This is a genomic window from Campylobacter concisus (assembly GCF_050447445.1).
Lineage (GTDB): Bacteria > Campylobacterota > Campylobacteria > Campylobacterales > Campylobacteraceae > Campylobacter_A > Campylobacter_A concisus_BI.
In genome coordinates this window covers 555,617-573,001 of sequence record NZ_JALMFW010000001.1, presented here as the reverse complement: position 1 = coordinate 573,001, position 17,385 = coordinate 555,617, and the positions used below count along the sequence as shown (strand labels likewise).

The 17,385-nt window shown below is 36.3% G+C and carries 22 protein-coding genes; 14 read left to right on the top strand and 8 right to left on the bottom strand.

The window, feature by feature from the left end; genetic code table 11:
* Positions 1–22: 22 nt before the first annotated feature.
* Complete coding sequence (locus MTT30_RS02995) at positions 23–475, top strand: hypothetical protein (protein WP_429800934.1); 453 nt, start codon at positions 23–25, stop codon at positions 473–475.
* Positions 476–529: 54 nt separating this feature from the next.
* Here MTT30_RS02995 and MTT30_RS02990 read toward each other — a convergent pair whose 3' ends face one another.
* Both MTT30_RS02990 and nusA read right to left on the bottom strand, forming a co-directional pair.
* A complete protein-coding gene (locus MTT30_RS02990; protein ID WP_429800933.1) occupies positions 530–1,009 on the bottom strand; it encodes an N-acetyltransferase family protein in 480 nt (159 codons plus the stop codon).
* Positions 1,009–2,112, bottom strand: a complete 1,104-nt coding sequence (gene nusA, locus MTT30_RS02985; RefSeq protein ID WP_429800932.1) for a transcription termination factor NusA — start codon at positions 2,110–2,112, stop codon at positions 1,009–1,011. Before nusA ends, MTT30_RS02990 begins: the two co-directional genes overlap by 1 nt.
* Positions 2,113–2,285: 173 nt before the next feature.
* On the opposite strand from nusA, the gene MTT30_RS02980 reads away from it, so the two are divergent.
* From MTT30_RS02980 to MTT30_RS02945, 8 genes are all read left to right on the top strand, one after another.
* Positions 2,286–2,528 (top strand): HP0268 family nuclease, encoded by a 243-nt coding sequence (locus MTT30_RS02980; protein WP_002941786.1) that lies wholly within the window; start codon positions 2,286–2,288, stop codon positions 2,526–2,528.
* On the top strand, positions 2,528–3,829 hold the full coding sequence (gene miaB / locus MTT30_RS02975; RefSeq protein ID WP_103576345.1) for a tRNA (N6-isopentenyl adenosine(37)-C2)-methylthiotransferase MiaB: 1,302 nt from the start codon (positions 2,528–2,530) through the stop codon (positions 3,827–3,829). Before MTT30_RS02980 ends, miaB begins: the two co-directional genes overlap by 1 nt.
* Positions 3,810–4,589: a lysophospholipid acyltransferase family protein gene (locus MTT30_RS02970; RefSeq protein ID WP_103576346.1), complete on the top strand. Its 780-nt coding sequence runs from the start codon at positions 3,810–3,812 to the stop codon at positions 4,587–4,589. The genes miaB and MTT30_RS02970 overlap by 20 nt, the downstream gene beginning before the upstream one ends.
* Positions 4,579–5,025, top strand: coding sequence for a hypothetical protein (locus tag MTT30_RS02965; RefSeq protein ID WP_429800931.1), 447 nt, complete (start codon positions 4,579–4,581; stop codon positions 5,023–5,025). The genes MTT30_RS02970 and MTT30_RS02965 overlap by 11 nt, the downstream gene beginning before the upstream one ends.
* A 60-nt stretch (positions 5,026–5,085) precedes the next feature.
* The gene (locus tag MTT30_RS02960) at positions 5,086–6,090 is read left to right on the top strand and encodes a hypothetical protein (RefSeq protein ID WP_021090634.1); all 1,005 of its coding nucleotides are present in this window, start codon (positions 5,086–5,088) and stop codon (positions 6,088–6,090) included.
* A complete protein-coding gene (locus MTT30_RS02955; protein ID WP_103577260.1) occupies positions 6,087–6,608 on the top strand; it encodes a hypothetical protein in 522 nt (173 codons plus the stop codon). The genes MTT30_RS02960 and MTT30_RS02955 overlap by 4 nt, the downstream gene beginning before the upstream one ends.
* Entirely contained in the window at positions 6,601–7,137 is a 537-nt protein-coding gene (locus tag MTT30_RS02950) for a hypothetical protein (protein ID WP_429800930.1), read from the top strand. Before MTT30_RS02955 ends, MTT30_RS02950 begins: the two co-directional genes overlap by 8 nt.
* 379 nt (positions 7,138–7,516) lie before the next feature.
* Positions 7,517–7,837: a 2-hydroxyacyl-CoA dehydratase gene (locus MTT30_RS02945; RefSeq protein ID WP_429801802.1), complete on the top strand. Its 321-nt coding sequence runs from the start codon at positions 7,517–7,519 to the stop codon at positions 7,835–7,837.
* A gap of 37 nt (positions 7,838–7,874) precedes the next feature.
* Here the strand turns inward: MTT30_RS02945 and MTT30_RS02940 are convergent, their stop codons facing one another.
* The 4 genes from MTT30_RS02940 to MTT30_RS02925 are packed head-to-tail and all read right to left on the bottom strand — an operon-like array spanning position 7,875 to position 10,826.
* A complete protein-coding gene (locus MTT30_RS02940) occupies positions 7,875–8,498 on the bottom strand; it encodes a tetratricopeptide repeat protein (protein WP_429800929.1) in 624 nt (207 codons plus the stop codon).
* Entirely contained in the window at positions 8,499–9,152 is a 654-nt protein-coding gene (locus MTT30_RS02935) for a tetratricopeptide repeat protein (RefSeq protein WP_429800928.1), read from the bottom strand.
* Between the two features lie 10 nt (positions 9,153–9,162).
* On the bottom strand, positions 9,163–10,503 hold the full coding sequence (locus tag MTT30_RS02930) for a dihydrolipoyl dehydrogenase family protein (RefSeq protein ID WP_429800927.1): 1,341 nt from the start codon (positions 10,501–10,503) through the stop codon (positions 9,163–9,165).
* 2 nt (positions 10,504–10,505) lie between these two features.
* Positions 10,506–10,826 (bottom strand): hypothetical protein, encoded by a 321-nt coding sequence (locus MTT30_RS02925; RefSeq protein ID WP_021090811.1) that lies wholly within the window; start codon positions 10,824–10,826, stop codon positions 10,506–10,508.
* A 77-nt stretch (positions 10,827–10,903) separates the two neighbouring features.
* Here MTT30_RS02925 and MTT30_RS02920 point away from each other — a divergent pair, with 77 nt between their 5' ends.
* Positions 10,904–11,455 (top strand): tetratricopeptide repeat protein, encoded by a 552-nt coding sequence (locus MTT30_RS02920; RefSeq protein WP_429800926.1) that lies wholly within the window; start codon positions 10,904–10,906, stop codon positions 11,453–11,455.
* A 21-nt stretch (positions 11,456–11,476) separates the two neighbouring features.
* Here the strand turns inward: MTT30_RS02920 and prfB are convergent, their stop codons facing one another.
* The gene (prfB, locus tag MTT30_RS02915; protein ID WP_429800925.1) at positions 11,477–12,577 is read right to left on the bottom strand and encodes a peptide chain release factor 2; all 1,101 of its coding nucleotides are present in this window, start codon (positions 12,575–12,577) and stop codon (positions 11,477–11,479) included.
* A gap of 120 nt (positions 12,578–12,697) precedes the next feature.
* Between prfB and panC the strand changes: the two genes are divergently transcribed.
* From panC to tilS, 3 genes are read left to right on the top strand one after another with little or no spacing between them, the layout of a single operon-like run.
* Positions 12,698–13,519 carry a pantoate--beta-alanine ligase gene (gene panC, locus MTT30_RS02910; protein WP_429800924.1) on the top strand — a complete coding sequence of 274 codons (822 nt, stop codon included), beginning with the start codon at positions 12,698–12,700 and terminating at the stop codon, positions 13,517–13,519.
* A gap of 2 nt (positions 13,520–13,521) precedes the next feature.
* Complete coding sequence (rimO, locus tag MTT30_RS02905; RefSeq protein ID WP_429800923.1) at positions 13,522–14,832, top strand: 30S ribosomal protein S12 methylthiotransferase RimO; 1,311 nt, start codon at positions 13,522–13,524, stop codon at positions 14,830–14,832.
* Positions 14,829–15,809: a tRNA lysidine(34) synthetase TilS gene (tilS, locus tag MTT30_RS02900; RefSeq protein WP_429800922.1), complete on the top strand. Its 981-nt coding sequence runs from the start codon at positions 14,829–14,831 to the stop codon at positions 15,807–15,809. The genes rimO and tilS overlap by 4 nt, the downstream gene beginning before the upstream one ends.
* Positions 15,810–15,869: 60 nt before the next feature.
* On the opposite strand, the gene MTT30_RS02895 is transcribed toward tilS, so the two are convergent.
* Entirely contained in the window at positions 15,870–16,796 is a 927-nt protein-coding gene (locus MTT30_RS02895; RefSeq protein WP_429800921.1) for a ribose-phosphate pyrophosphokinase, read from the bottom strand.
* Between the two features lie 227 nt (positions 16,797–17,023).
* Here MTT30_RS02895 and MTT30_RS02890 point away from each other — a divergent pair, with 227 nt between their 5' ends.
* A complete protein-coding gene (locus MTT30_RS02890) occupies positions 17,024–17,383 on the top strand; it encodes a DUF488 domain-containing protein (protein WP_429800920.1) in 360 nt (119 codons plus the stop codon).
* Positions 17,384–17,385: the final 2 nt, after the last annotated feature.

The following is a 17,385-nucleotide window of genomic DNA, read 5'->3' as shown; positions in this document are numbered from 1 at the left end:
GCCTATAAGCATCTCACTCTGTTTGATAAGCTCATCAAATTTTAGACTAAAAGCTGGCTACAACTTTGATAGTTTTAGAGTTTATGGAGCTTACATTTACGACTTTCAAGCCAAAAAGTCACTTGGTGATGAAGATGGCACAGTAGTAAAATGGAAAACTCATAAATTTATAGTTGGAGCAGACTACACTCCAAGCGTAGCAAAAGATCTTAAACTAGTTCTTGGTGGCTATACTGGTTTTTCAAAACTTAAAATGGATGTGTTTGACACACATGATGGCTCGGAGAAAGCTAATACAAATGGCTGGATACTAGGTGCAAGAATTGGTGCAGAATACTCTATCAACGAAAATAATGCGGTTGAGTTTGGTGTAAAAGCAGATAGAACAAAATATAGCTCTATAGTAAAATATGATAATTCAAAAATAAAAGAGACAAACGTGGGTCTTTATTTGGGATATACATATAAATTTTAGTGTTCAAAAAGCTCAAATTCAAAAGGAAATTTGAGCTTTTAATTTCAAAATAAGCTATAAATTTACTAGTTTTTCTAAATTTTTGCCGTCTAAGCGGTAGGTTCTCCACTCATGAGATTGATTTTTAGCTCCCATACTTTCATAAAATTTAATGCTTGATTCATTCCAGTTTAGGCAGCACCACTCAAGCCTCTTTAAATTTTCATTCTTACAAATTTGAGCTAAGAATTTAAAAAATGCCTTTCCAATGCCTTGATTTCTAAACTCTTTTTTAACGTAAATGTCCTCAAGATACATCCCACCAAGCCCTAAGAATGTGGAGAATGTATAAAAATAGATAGCATAACCAATAGCCCTGCCCTCACTCTCGCAGACAAGGGCTTTTGCGTGGTTTTTATTAAAGATAGAGTCTGCAAAAATTTCATTTGTAAAAGTGACTTGATCGCTCAAATTCTCATAGCTAGCAAGCTCCCTTACAAGCTCGCATATCACGTCTATATCGTCAATAGTCGCTTTTCTTATTTGAAATTTCATTAGTTATCACCAAAAAGTGCTTTTAAATCTTTGATTGGCTCATTATTTTCTGCATTACTACTAGTTTTTGAGCCAAGTTCATTTAGCTCGATCTCATAGCCAGTTAGCATGCTTGCTAGGCGGATATTTATGCCGTTTTTACCGATCGCTTTGCTCTTTTGCTCACTTGCAAGTGTAACAATCGCTTTGTTTTCCTCTATCTTTACCGATGTGATGATAGCTGGTCCCATCGCACGAGCGACAAATATCGCTGGTTCGGTGGCATATTCGATCGCATCGATGCTTTCGTTATGAAGCTCTTTGCTTACGGCATTTATCCTAACGCCCTTTGTGCCGACTGTTGCGCCGACTGGATCGATGTTTGGAGTGGTTGAGATGAGTGCTACTTTGGCCCTTTCACCAGGGATTCTAGCACTTCCTTGAATGATAATACCGCCATCTTTTATCTCAGGCACTTCAGAAGTCAGCAGTGCTTCAAGAAATTTTGGTGAAGTTCTTGAAAGCTCTACCTTTATGCCTAAATTTTTATCTGTAAAAACTTTTCTAATGACAGCTTTTACGACGTCTCCTACTTTAAATTTCTCGCCTTTTATACGGTTTTTACGTGGTAAAACAGCGCGAAGCTCGTCAATTTCAATAAATGTATTTTCATCATTATCGACTCTGACAACTGGCCCAAAGACCATGTGACCGCTCATCTCATTATATTTTTGTAAAATTTTCTCTTCAACTAGGCGCTGGATATGATATTCAAGCTCCTTATGAAGTGTTTGGGCTGCGGTTCTTCCAAGGTTATCAAGGCTTAGCTCATATGTGAGCTCATCTCCGATCTCTACGCCACCATCTATCTTTTTAGCCTCTTTTAAGCTTAAAAAATGCTCATTATCCTCTTCAAGCCTCTCATCGTCGTTTGCTACGATTGAAATTTTTTGATAAAGCTTTAAATTTTTATTTGCATCGATACTCACATCATATTCATAATTTTCGCCATAAACTCTTTTTGCAGTATTTATCAAGGCTCTTATAACGCGCTCTTTTACATCTTCTATCTCTAAATTTTTTTCATTTGCAATTGACTCGATGATATCTGAAATTCTTTCCATTTTTTTCTCCATTGTGACGATAAATTTTGGGGATTTTTCGTGAAGTTTTGAAATTATACATAAGCCATACTTTTAATAACTTTAAGCTTATTATTAACTTTTATTTAATCCTTTTTTTATGATGTTTTGGATATATTGACCGATTAAAATTTAAGATTTCGAAAGGATTAAAAATGGAGCTAAAACTTGCAAGAGCCGAATTAGACGCAAAACCAAAAACGATTTCACTAGAAAAGATAGAGGCAGCTGTCGAAAAAGAGGGTCAGAAAATTTTCTATTTTGATAAAGAAAACACACACAAACAACTAATCGCCTTGGTCGAGCACTTTGAAGAAAAAGGGCTAAGTGTTTATCACAGAACCGTAAAATACGGACTTGATGATAGCGACTACATGTATGAAGTGCATATACTTTAATGAGTAAAAAACTCTTTATCCAAACTTTAGGCTGTGCTATGAATGTTCGTGACAGCGAGCATATCATAGCCGAGCTCTCACAAAAAGAAGACTACTCCTTAACACAAAACATCGAAGAAGCTGATTTAATCCTTATAAATACCTGTTCGGTTCGTGAAAAGCCAGTTCATAAGCTCTTTAGCGAGGTCGGAGCCTTTGAAAAAGCCAAAAAAAGAGGTGCAAAGATAGGCGTTTGCGGCTGCACTGCAAGCCATTTGGGTAGTGAAATTTTTAAGCGCGCGCCTTATGTTGATTTTGTTCTTGGCGCAAGAAATGTTAGTAAGATCACAAAGGCGGTAAATACGCCTAAATTTATCTCAACCGACATCAACCACGACGAGAGTGAATACGCATTTGGCGAATTTAGAGGCTCGCCATACAAAAGCCATATCAACATCTCGATCGGCTGCGATAAAAAATGCACCTACTGCATCGTCCCGCACACCAGAGGCGATGAAATTTCTATCCCCTCAAGCCTCATCCTAAAAGAGATAGAAAAGGCTGCAAAAAGCGGCGCAAAGGAGATATTTTTACTAGGGCAAAATGTCAATAATTACGGCAAAAGATTTTCGGGCATGCAAGAAAATATTGATTTTAGCGACCTGCTAGTAAAGATAAGTGAGATAGATAGTGTTGAAAGGATAAGATTTACAAGCCCACACCCACTTCATATGGATGATAAATTTCTTGAAATTTTCACTAATAATCCAAAAATTTGTAAATCAATGCACATGCCACTTCAAAGCGGAAACACCAAAGTTTTACGCGAAATGAAGCGCGGATACACAAAAGAGTGGTTTTTAGACCGCGCGCTAAGACTTAGAAAGATGTGCCCAGACGTGAGCATCTCAACTGATATCATTGTCGCATTTCCGGGCGAGAGTGATAGCGAGTTTGAAGATACAATGGACGTGCTTGAACAAGTTAGATTTGAGCAAATTTTTAGTTTTAAGTATTCGCCTCGCCCTCTTACAAAGGCAGCTACTTTTACAAATCAAATAGATGATAAAACCGCTTCAGAAAGGCTTACGCGCCTGCAAAATCGCCACAATGAAATTTTAGACGAGATCGTGGCAGCACAAAAAGATAAAATTTTTGATGTCTATTTTGAAGAGCTAAGGGCAAATGGCGGCGTTGCTGGACGAAGTTTTAACAACTTTTTGGTTCAAGTTGATGGCAGCGAAGAGCTTCTTGGCACTACACAAAAAGTAAAGATCACAAACCCAAAACGAATGGTTTTGTATGGCGAGCTGCAAATTTAAAAACACCCTTGAAAAGCTTGCCATGAATGTTGGCGTCTTTTTCATCTACATTTTGATGTGGCTCATTTTCCTAACCTGCAAAAAGAGCTACACTCCAAATTTCTTACCACAAAATGGCTGCGTCGTCGTCTTTTGGCACGGAAGACTTAGCTTTATGAGCTTTGCCTATAGACGCTGGTGGAGCAAGCAAAATAGAAAGCAAGGCAAGGTGATAATCAGCGACCACAAGGATGGCGAGCTAATCACTAGAATAATCAAATTTTTTGGCATCGGTACCATTAGAGGCAGCAGCTCAAAAGGTGGTGCAAGGGCGCTTATAGAGGCTTTAAGAGAAATAAAGCAAGGCCACGACGTCATCATCACGCCAGATGGCCCACGCGGACCAAGACACAGCGTGGCAGACGGAGCTGTGGTGATCGCGCAAAAGTCATCTTGTGAAATTTATGCTCTAAATTTTGAAGCAAACTCGTTTTGGGAGTTTAAAAGCTGGGATAAGATGATACTTCCTAAGCCATTTTCAACTATAAATTTTAGCCTTTCAGCCCCATTTAGCGTGGCAAATTTAGGGCAAAAAGAGGCAAAAGAGAAGATACAAAACGAGCTTTGGCAAGCCTCGCAAAATGACGGCGGCAAGAGCGTGCTACAAAATAAAGAGGACTTTAGGTCAAATTTAAAAATTTGGTGGAAAAAATATGCTCACAAAAATCCGCAAATAAGCGATGAGATAAGAGAAATTTTGGATGAAATTTATGAAAAATAAACTATCTATTTTTATAGCCATCTTTCTAATTGTTTTATTCGGACTATTTTTTTATAGTGACAACTCCTATAAGCTCGCTCTTGAAGCAAAATTTTTATACGAAAACAAAGAATACGAAAAGGCCTTAAATTTAAGCCAAAAAGCACTTGATATAGATATTTATAACAAAATGGCAAATACTGTGCTAAACCAAAGCAAGGCTGCTATTAAATTTAACTCATACATAAAAAATGGCAAAGAGTATCTTGAGCGTATCAAAAAAATGAGCCAAAGTAGCGTCAGCAAGGCTGATAGTGAACGCATTAAGATGATGTGTGATGTGATGATAGATGGTTTTGACGACCTTAAAAACTTGGCCTTACTTGATAGTGAACTAAAAAATGAAGCTTTAAATACAAAAGAGATTTTCGTTAAACTTAAAAACGAGCTGTTTTAAACTTATTTAATCCCTTTTTAGCTACCATAACGAAAATTATGCACTAAATTTAGGAGATTTATGTCTTTTAGCGTTAAAAAGCTTTTTTCTAACCTTTTTTTAAGCGTCGTGTTGGAGGGCAATGAGTGCATATTCTTCGGTCAGGTCTTTAGAAATGGCAAACTTTTAAAAACTATAAACGCTAAATTTACAGATATAAATATCGATAGTATCGATGAAAAAATCATAAAATACATAGAAGAGCAAGAAAAAGCATATTTTGGTGTATATGTTTCAGTTTTTTTTAACGACGACTCGCAAGGCGCGCTTCCTAGTGTTAGCTTTGATGAATACAAAAAATTTAATATAAATACTAAAAATCTTACAAGCCTTATCATGCAGGATAGCTGGAGTATTTATGCAAATTTAAATGCTATAAAAAAATATAAAAATTTATTTGGACAAGATAGTGTAGATCTCATCTACTCACCTATCGCCCTACTTTTTCACGAGCTTTTAAAACGCGGAATTTCTCCAAAAACTACACTTTATCTTTATATCCATGCACATTCGTTTACGCTTGCGATATTTAAAGATAAACAAATGAAATTATCCACTTTTTTAAATATGGCTGGTATTGAGGAAACTAATCAGGAAGCTGAAAGCCTAAAAGAAGAAGATATAACAGATATTGACAACTTAATCATTAAAGAAGAAAATGACGCAACATCTCTTGATGATTTTAAAAGTTTAGATGATTTTTTAAGTGATGATAAGCCAAAAGAATTTGAAGATCTAAACTATGAACTAAATATGCCAGTTTCTACAAATGTAGAAAAATCAGTTGCTATTTTTGGGTATGACATGAAGATGTTTGATTACATCGTAAAGGCTGTAAAAGAATTTTACGAAAATCCTCTCTACGGCGGCGATTTTATTGAACAAATCATTGTTTTTGAAAATACAAAAACAAGTGCAACCTTTTTACAATATCTGCAATCCGAGCTTTTAGTGGAGACTTCGGTGTATCCAGTGAATACAAACCATATTATGAATGAAATCATGCAAGAAGAGATAATATTATGAGATTTAGCTTTATTGCTCCGGAACCAAGACCACTTATATCTATCTTTAGCAAAATTTGGCTAAGTCTTATAGGCTTTGTTTTTGTAGCTCTTTTGGCAACAAATTTCTTTATACTTTACAAAAATTATTCAATTGAAAAAAATATAATTTTTTTATCAAATGAACAAAAAGAGCTTAGTCAAAAAATAGTCACAACAGATGAAATTTCAGCTAAATTAGCCGTACAAATAGAATCTGCAAATGATATTTTCACATCAAATTCTATTCTCAAGCAAAGCTTGCACAATCTTTTTGATCTAGTGCCTGATAGTATAACGCTCGAAGAGGTTTTTATGGATAAAAACTCACTCATCATTCGTGGTATAACGCCGACAAAAGATGTATTTAATCAGCTTCTAGCCTCACCTTTAAGATCTATTTTTACAACTTCAAATACTAGCTTTTATCAAAGTAAAAACGGCTGGTACGGCTTTATAAGCACAAATAAAATTGATAATTCTGAGGGATACAATGAGTAAAAAAGATACGAGCTTAGAAAAAATAGATCCCGTCAAGCTTTTACTTTTTATATTTGCTTTTATTGTAGTTTGCTTCATTATGATATTTGGTTTTATCGTGCCAAATATAAAAGAATTTAAAAGCCTAACTAGACAAAATTATTCACAGACCTCATCTTATACAAAAGTAAAAAATGAATTTGAAGCTAAATTTAAAGCCCTTGAAGCAACCAAACAAAAAGATGGAGCTATCATTTCAGCTTTTGAGGCTAAATTTGATAAAGATAAATTTATAGAATTTGCCTCCAAATTTTTTAGTGAAGTGAGCCTTAGCAAAATAGAAGAAAGTGATAATAACGCTAGTGAGAAATTTTTCAGATTTCGTCTAAATGTAACCAGCTCTCTAAGGACACCACAAAAATTTTATGACTTTTTAGATGCGCTTAGCAGCTATGACAGTATCGTAAAGACTGAATTTCCTATCGTCATGAAAGGCGAAAAGGATAAAATCCATACTACATTTAATATAAAAGTTTTTGGATTGAAGTAAAATTTTAGATTTCATTTAATAAAAAGCTACAAATAGATAACATTTCTCTCAAGTTCTTAGTTATAGAAATTATATTTTTATAGACATAAATTTATGTATTTCATCGGTATTGATATAAGCTCAACATCTACAAAAGTAGCAATACTAGATAATCAAGATAATTTTTGTGATCTATTTTTGTTATCAAGTAGTTTTAGTACCATAAAAATAGTACGCAATATAAAAGAAATTTAGAATAAAAAGGCTATCAATATGCCTCAATCGCAGCTACTGGGTATGGAAGAGCAAGTGTAGAAGCGGATGTAGTAGTTTTTGAAAACTGTATAGGAACTAAAAATTTAAAAATAATATGAGTACATAAGGCGACCTTGTAGAAAATATCGCCAAACATTACTTAAAGATACCCTGTTCTGTAATATACAAAAACGACGCAATATCTGACGTTATTAAAAAATTTGTAGATGAATATAAAGCAGATGATGTAATAGACATCGTTTTAAGTGGCTGTCACACTTATGCAATAGAAACAAACAAGATAAAAGAAGCCAGCAAAGAAGCTAGCGTAAGCTATATGAGTCTTGAAACTGACTACTCCAAACAAGATGTATGTTGGCCAGATCCGCACACGTTTGAAGGTATTTTTAGAATTTCTCGAACAAAACATCAAATTTTAAAAGGCTCAAAAAAGAGCCTTTGTTGATTTGTTACGAATTTTTAGAACAGTATTTTGACTAGTATTACTTTTTATCCACGCACTTACCAAGCTGGCAAGCTCTTTTGTAAAGTGCGTCTGCCTTTGCTTCATTGCCGCTTAGCTTTGCAAGCAAAAAGCATGACTGAGCATACTCAAGCTCGCAGCTCTTTGCCAAAAGCCTCAGTACTCTAGCCTCAGCCTTAGTTCTATCTATCTTATGAGTTTTTAAATTTTCGCTTTCGATGTAAGACTTTAGCCCCATAGCCTCGTTATAGCAACCAACGCCATCACCGCTATCACAAGCTAGTTTATAAAGTTTTAGAGCTTTTTCCATATCTTTTTGCTCATCAATAAGCCCTTGCTCATAGATTTGACCTAAATTTGAGCAAGCCGTAGCAAGCCCAGCATTGCAAGCCTTTTCATAGTAGCTTTTTGCCTTTACAAAGTCTTTTTCGTTGCTAAAATTTACAGCTAGATTGTTGCAATCGATGCTATTTCCAGCATTGCAGCTTTGCTCCATCTTCTCTTTTTCAAGCTCAAGACGCTCTGCCCTGCTCTCTTCTTCACTTTGCCAAAAGCCAAAGCTTACCATCTTTTGCCACGACCAGCAACCACTAAGCATAAAGCCCATGGTCAAAATAAGACCAAAATTTAAGACCTTTTTCACTTACATTCCTAGCTTTGAGCCTAGTCTTTTCATCTGTGGGCATGCCTTGCTTAGCCCACGAAAGCAAGCAACTTTATAAATTCCATAAGCCCTTTTTTCGTCTTTATTGACACCAAGACCAAGCTCATACATCGCTCCGATATTGGCACAACTTGGCAAATCGCCAGCATTGCATGCATTTGTATAAGCTTGCATTGCTAAGTAATAATCTCGCTTAACGATTTCGCCCTTTCTATAAGCATTGCCTAAATGATAGCAAGCTTGCATGCCTCCGCCATTGCAACTTTCTTTATAAATCGAAACTGCCTTTTTTGGATTTTTTTTAACTCCAAGTCCAAGCTCATAAAGAGTGCCCAAATTTGCACAACCGACTTGTACCTTAGCATCGCAAGCTCTTTTATAATTTGTTAAAGCATTTTCATATTCTTTTAAAAGCTCGTAATTTACACCCAAATCGTTGCAAGCTTCCGCATCGCCTTCTTCGCATTTTGGTATTAAAATTTCGATTGCATTTCTTGAAATTTGCTCTTTATTTTGCACTATTTTTTCATCCTTTGGTTGCTGCCACGAATCATCTTGTTTTTGTCCTATACCAATCACATTTAAGCAGCCAGTGAAAAATAAAGCCGATAAAAGCAATAAATATTTTTTCATTCTTTTCCTTTTAAAATTGTCCAAATAAGTCATTTAGTGCTTCACTGATACTTGGATGAGTGAAAATTTGATTTTTAAAGAAATTTGCATTTGCTTTTAAATTCATCGCAATTGCAATTTCATTTATCAGCTCATTTGCATAGATGCAGTGAAAGCTAGCTCCTAAAATTTCTCCACTTTGTGCATCAACGATAGCTTTTAGCATGCCTACATCGTGATTTAGTACTTTTGCGCCTGGTACTGTTGCCATGCTAAGCTTTAGCTCTTTAAAATTTAGCCCAAGCTTGCTAGCCTCTTTTGCATTTACTCCAACTCTTGCTAGCGGAGTGTCGGTAAATAGCACATTTGCGTGAATACTTCTATTTTTAGTATTTCTCTTTTTATCACCAAAAATTTGTGAATAAACTATCCTAAAATCATCTAAGCTCGTATAAGTAAAAAGCTCTCCGCCGCGCACGTCGCCTACCGCATAGATGTTTGGCACATTTGTTTGAAGGTTTTCATTTGTCTTTATAAAGCCTTTTTCATTTAGCTCAACTCCAGCAGCTTTTAAATTTAAATCATCTACATTTGCCACTCTGCCAAGCGCGATCAAAAATGCATCGGCGCTAAGGCATCTTTGCTCACCATTTTGCTTGAAATTTAATATATTTTCTTTAATGCACTCTATCTCGCAATCCTCTAAAATTTCAACGCCTTGAACTCTAAGAGCTTCTTTTACGCTATTAGCTATATCATCATCTTCGTTTTTAAGTAGTTTTGAACGTCCTATGATAGTTACTTTTGATCCAAAATTTGCAAACATCGATGCAAACTCTATACCGATAAAACCGCTACCGATAATAACAAAATGCTTTGGTAATTTTTTTAGATCAAGCAGCGTTTGGCTTGAAAATACATTTGAGCTTACAACCTCAAAAGGAGCATCTGCCTCTTTTGAGCCACTATTTATGATGATAAAATCGCCCTCTATTATCTTTTTCTCACCACTTGGCGTTGTTACAAGTACGCTATTTTCACTAGCAAATGAGCCAACACCATCGATCACATCGATATTTTCTTTATCATTTAGCATTGCGTAGTTTTTAGCATTCAAAGCTGAGATTAGCTTATTTTTATTTTCCACACTAAGCGTGTAATATTCGCTTTCAACGCTATTATTTACAAATTTTGCCTCTTTAGCGGCTGTTATTAGACGTTTGGTTGGTATGCAGCCAACATTTATGCAAGTACCTCCATACATCTTTGGTGATCTCTCTACAAGAGCCACTTTTTTGCCAAGTGCGGCAGTCTTAACCGCTAGCGTTTTGCCAGCCTTTCCAAAACCAATAATTACAATATCATATTTCATTTTCAGTCCCTTATCTTTCCCATTACATAGTAAGTTGTTTCATTTATCTTTTTTAGCTCCATTTTATATTTATTAGCCCAGTTTTTTATGATTTCATCAACTCGCTCTTTTATTTCATTAACGGTAGCTACATTTTTTATCTTTAGTCTATCTTCACTTCCACTCATCGCTACAAAACAAAGGTGCGGCTTTAAATGATCGTTTAATTCAATTATGCTCTTTGGCAAAAGACCATCAGTATTGTTTAAAATTCTACACATTTGAGCAGTGGTCGTTTCATTGACGTTATAGCCAAGCTGGATTAAAAGTGCATTATGATCCATATCGTTCCTTTTGCTTAAAATTTGCGGGCATTATAAGATAAAATTGGATAAAATCGCCTAAATTTTCAAGGACAAATATGAAAAAATTTATCATTTTTGTGTTTAGTGTTTTGCTATTTTGGGGATGTTCGTTAGATCAAATTTCACAAAATTTTGGCCTTAGTGAGCCACCACTTGATCCAGAGGTCGAGCAAATAGCAGACGCTATCTATTTATACAATGAAGGCAACTATCCAAAAGCTTGTAAGAGATTTTACGACTACGCAAAAGATGGCAATGTCCTAGCCATGCAACAAACTGGCGCATGTTTTCGTGACGGCAAAGGCTTTAGCAAAGATATTTTAAGAGCACTTTTTTGGTTTGAGACAGCTGGCAGATACGGCAACATAGACGGCCTAAGAAGTGCTGGATATATCTACGAGTACGGCCTCGGGGTCAATAAAAATTTAGAAAAAGCGATATATTTTTACGAAAAAGCTACAAGCCTTGGCTCAAGTGAAGCCAGCTACGATCTAGGGCTCATCTACCTAGGTAAAAACGACTATAAAAAAGCGAAAATTTATCTTGATGAGGCTTGCTTTAAAGGCAAAGAAGAAGCTTGCACAAAGCTAAAAGAGATGAAATTTTAGCTCTCATCTCTTTTAAATTTACTACCCCTCAGCCTTTTGAGCGATCAAGACGCCTTCTATCATCTTTTTGATGTCCCCATCAAGTATCGCATCAGTTTGAGAGTATGCCTCGCCGCTGCGGTTGTCTTTTACTTGCTGATACGGGAAAAGTACGTATGATCTTATCTGATGCCCCCAACCGATTTCGCTTTTTTCGACGCTGTTGCTCGCTTCTTGTTGTTTCATCAGCTCAAGCTCGTAAAGACGAGATTTTAGCATTTTCATCGCTGTGGCTCTATTTTTGTGCTGACTGCGGTCATTTTGACACTGCACGACGATGCCAGTTGGTATATGCGTGATGCGAATGGCTGATTCAGTTTTATTTACGTGCTGACCGCCTGCACCGCTTGCTCTATAAGTGTCTATCTTTAGATCTTTTTCCTCGATCTCGATCTCTATATCATCATCTACTTCAGGGCTTACCATGACGCTAGAAAAGCTTGTATGACGGCGCCCTGCACTATCAAATGGGCTTGTGCGAACGAGCCTGTGGATGCCATTTTCTGCCTTGAAGTACCCATAGGCATTTTCACCTTTTACAATAAAGCTCACATCCTTTAGCCCTGCCTCATCGCCCTCTTGAAAGTCAAGAGTCTCGACCTTAAAGCCCTCGCGCTCGCAAAATCTAAGATACATCCTATAAAGCATGCTCGCCCAGTCATTACTCTCAGTGCCGCCAGCTCCAGGATGGATCGATACGATCGCATTTTTGCCATCATCTTCGCCACTTAAAAGCATAGAAATTTCAAGATTTACTATCTTTTCATCTAAATTTTTAGCGTCATCAAAAAGAGAATTTATAGTCTCTTCGTCATTTTCAGAATTTGCTAGCTCAAAAAGCTCCTTTGCATCACTTACTGCCTGATTAGCGTCGTTAAATTTTTCAAGCATATTTGAAATTTTAGTTTTTTCTTTATTTAGCGCCCCTGCTTTAGCGATATCTTGCCAAAAATCAGGATCTTGCTCGGTGGCCTCGATCTCTTTTAGTCTAGCCTTTATCTCGTCAGGCTTTACGATAGAGCCTATGTTTTCAACTTTTGTTTGTAGCTTCTTTAAAAGCTCGTTGTATTCGTAACTATCCAAGTTTTTCTCCAAAAATTTTTGGCGATTTTAGCCAAAAGTTGCTTACATTTTTAAATTTACGCCCTTTTAATCCTTTTTTGTTAAAATACCAAGTTAAATTTTTAAACCAAAAGAGTCAAAATGCAAATCATAAAAACCGCAAAAGAACTTGAAAATTTCGTCTCTAGCACAAGCGCAAAGATCGGTTTTGTGCCGACCATGGGCGCACTTCATGACGGACATGTTAGCCTTATCAAAAAATGTGTGAGCGAAAATGAGATAAGCATCGTCTCAACATTTGTTAATCCAACTCAATTTTTACCAGGCGAAGATCTAGACAAATACCCAAGAAACGAACAAAACGACATGAAAATTTGTGAGCAAAATGGCGTTAGCGCTATTTTTATCCCAGATGCTGGTGAGCTTTACTTTGAAGATGAACCTCTAATCGTCGCTCCAAAGAAATTTTCAGCCATCTTAGAGGGCAAAACTAGGCCAGGCCACTTTGATGGCGTCTTAAGGGTGCTAAACAAGCTATTTCGCCTAACTCGTGCAAATAGCGTTTACATGGGCAAAAAAGACACACAACAACTAATCATAGTACAAAACATGATAAAGACATTTTTTATAAATGCCAGCCTAGTGGCTTGTGATATCGTTAGAGAGCCAGATGGACTTGCACTTTCAAGTAGAAACGTCTATATCTGCGACGAAGATAAATGTAATGCTCTAAGGCTTTCAAGATCGCTAAACAAAGCACAAAATTTGATCCAAAATGGCGAGGAAGACGCAAGTGAGATCAAAACAAAGATGCTTGAGGTGCTAGAGCCGTTAAAGGTTGATTATGTCGCTATTACGGATAGAAATTTAAATGAAATTTCCAAAATAGAAAAAAATAACACCATCATTTTAGTGGCAGCTTATGTTGGCAAAACTAGGCTAATAGATAATATCTGGATATAAAAATGCCAAAACTTCACTTAATTTCACTTGGCTGTAATAAAAATTTAGTTGATTCAGAAATAATGCTTGGCAGATTGCAAAACTACGATATTACGGATGATATCGGCGATGCTGACGTCATCATCGTAAATACCTGCGGCTTTATCAAATCTGCCAAAGAAGAGAGCATACAAACCATACTTGAGATGCACGAAGCTCGTAAAAATGGCTCTTTGCTGGTAGTAACTGGTTGTCTTATGCAGCGCTACAAAGACGAGCTTATGAAAGAGCTACCAGAGGTCGATCTCTTTACTGGTGTGGCCGACTACGACAAGATAGATGAGATCATCTTGAAAAAGCAAAATTTATTTAGCCCGCAAACTTATCTGCAAGCAAATGAAGAGCGTGTGATAACTGGCTCAAACTACCACGCCTACATCAAAATTTCAGAGGGCTGTAACCAAAAATGTAGTTTTTGTGCCATTCCAACTTTTAAAGGCAAACTAAAATCACGCTCGCTTGAAAACATCGTAAATGAGGTTAAGAATTTAGTCAAAAAAGACTACTATGACTTTAGCTTTTTATCTCAAGACTCAAGCTCATATATGCGCGATCAAGGCGTTAGCGACGGGCTTATAAATTTAATAGACGAGATAGAAAAGATAAAGGGCGTAAGGAGTGCCAGGATACTTTATCTCTATCCAAGCACTACCAGCAAGGAGCTAATTGAACGTATCATCGCCTCGCCTGTCTTTCACAACTACTTTGACATGCCGATTCAGCACATCAGCGAAGACATGCTAAAGATAATGAAGCGTGGAAGTGGCACTAAAAAAATCAAAGAGCTTTTAAATTTAATGAGAAATGCCGAGAATTCATTTTTACGAACCGGTGTCATCGTGGGTCATCCAGGAGAGAGCGAGGAGGATTTTGATGAGCTTTGCAAGTTTTTAGAAGAGTTTAAATTTGATAGAATTTCAGCCTTTGCCTACTCAAAAGAGGAAGATACTGCATCCTTTGAAATGGAGCAAATCCCAGCTAAGATCATCTCAAAAAGACTAAACAAGATAGAAAAGATCACCAAAAAATCGATAAATGAGAGCTTGCAAAAAGAGATAGGTAAGCAAATTTATGCTTCTCTTGAGGGCGAAAGTAGCGAGGGTGAGATGTTTTACGCAGCCAAAAAAGATATCTGGGATAAAGATATAGACGGCGAAATTTTAATAAATGAAAGTGACGTAAAAGAGCTTGAGATAGGCTCACTCTATCTTTGTGAAGTAAACGATGTGGTCGATCAAAAACTGATCGCTAAAATCATCAAAAAAGCAAAATGATAAGCCAAAATGTGCGAGAAAAGCTAAACTCAGGCTCAAATCTACTAGCCTTCTCGCACGGTATAGACAGCACTGCACTTTTTTACATTTTAGAAGATGCTGGGATCAAATTTGATCTAGCGATGGTTGATTACAATGTTCGAGAGCAAAGTAAAAGCGAGATAAAAAGCGCAAAAAAACTCGCGGATAAATTTGGTAAAAAAATTTATACCAAAAGCGTTTTTTTAGATAAGTCAAATTTTGAAAAAAACGCGCGCGAGGTAAGATATGAATTTTTTGGAGAAATTTGCCAAAAATTTAACTATGAAAATTTGATCCTAGCACACCAGTTTGACGATAAATTTGAGTGGTTTTTGATGCAGCTTAGTAAGGGCGCTGGACTAAAAGAGCTCTTCGGCATGAGCGAGCTTGAAAAGAGAAAGCACTTCTGGCTAGTTAGGCCGCTTTTAAATTTACGCAAAAAAGAGCTTCAAAGCTATCTTGACGAGAGAAATTTACACTATTTTATTGATGATACAAATTTAAAAGGCGAGTTTAAAAGAAGCTTCATGAGGCTAAATTTTAGTGAGCCATTTTTGGATAGATATTTTAGTGGCGTGCAAAAGAGCTTTGAGTTTTTAGAAGCCGATAGACAAATTTTAATGCCAAATATCACAAAAATAAGTGATGAAATTTTTATCATAAAAAATGATAGCAACGTTGTGCGAGGCGTTGATATGGCAGCAAAAGAGCTAAACGTGCTTCTAAGCAAAGCGCAAAAAGATGAGCTAAGCACAAATTTAGCAAAGCAAACAAGCGTGGTACTAAGCGGCAAGATTGCTGTCGGATACGCAGACACTTACCTTTTAGTAACTCCATTTTGTAAAACCATAATGCCAAAAATTTTTAAAGAGAAGGCTAGAATTTTAAAAATTCCAGCTATAAATAGAGGCTATCTTTTTGCTATAAATTTTGATTTATCAAAAATTAAATTCTAACAAATATTGAAAGATTTGGCTTTTTGCCTGAAACAACTCCAAAGCAAAAGCCAAGATTAATTAAAATAAGCTATTTACGCTTTCATTGTGATAAACACGGCGTATCACTTCGCCAAACAATGAAGCAGCACTTAGCACTTTTATACAATGAAGCTCCTCAGCTAGAGGTATCGTATCAGTAACAACTAGCTCATCCAAAAAGCCAAGTCTTAGCCTATCGTAAGCTGGCCCACTAAGGACTGGATGCGTGCAAAATGCCATAACACTAGTTGCGCCACGCTCTTTAAAAATTTCAGCTGCTTTTATGATCGTGCCAGCTGTATCTATCATATCATCAACTAAAATCACATCTTTACCATTTACGTCGCCGATTATATTCATCACTTCGCTTTCATTTGCTTTTTCGCGGCGCTTATCTACGATAACCATGTCAAGATTTAGATTTTTAGCCAAAGCTCTAGCACGAGCAACGCCACCTACATCAGGGCTTGCAACGATTGGATTTGGTAAATTTTTGGCTCTTACGTAGTCATTAAAAATGATACTTCCATAAAGGTTATCAACCGGGATATCAAAAAATCCTTGAATTTGTCCTGCGTGAAGATCCATAGTGACGACTCTATCGATGCCTGCTGTTTGCATCATATTTGCCACTAGTTTTGCAGTGATCGGCACTCTAGGAGCTGCTTTTCTATCTTGTCTAGCGTAGCCAAAATACGGCACGATCGCTGTTATTGAACTTGCACTACTACGTCTTAAAGCGTCAGTTAAGATAAGTAGCTCCATTAAATTTGTGTTTGTCGGTGCACATGTTGGCTGGATAACAAAAACATCTTTCCCACGCACGCTTTCGCCGATCTGCACGCTGATCTCGCCATCGCTAAATCTTTTTATACTTGCCTCGCTAAGTGGAAGCGACAGATATTGTGAAATTTTCTTTGAAAGCTCAATATTAGCCGTTCCTGAGAAAATTTTATAGCCTCTCATAATGATAACCCTTTTAGTGATTTTTATGTTGGGATTTTATCGAAACGAGCTTTAATTTAAATTTATTCTTTTTAGGACTATTTTCTAGCCCTAGTTTAATTCTTATCGCCACAATCAAAAATTTGAGCTTTGATTTTACAAACCTTAAAATTTAAACAAGTATAAAAAATATAAGATAACTAAGAATATTTTTTTATTTATAAACATTATAGGATTACAATCACAACATGTTTAAAGCTTATAGAATTTATGATTTTATCAAAGATGATAGTTTGGATATTAAGGCGGCTTTTGTTGATAGACTCTATCCAAGGGGCATAAGAAAAGAGATATTTTCAAATTTTCTTTGGTTAAAAGATATCACACCAAGCGCTACTTTAAGAGAGTGGTTTCATGAAGATAGAGAAGCTAGATTTGATGAGTTTTGTGAGAAATTTGAGCTCGAGCTTGATAATGAAAAAGCGCAATCTTGCTTTAAAATGCTAAAGAAACTAGAAAAAGAGCATGGCGATATAGCACTTCTAACAGCTAGCAAAGATATAAATCTTTGCCATATCGTTGTGTTATTAAAAATTTTAAATAAGTAGTT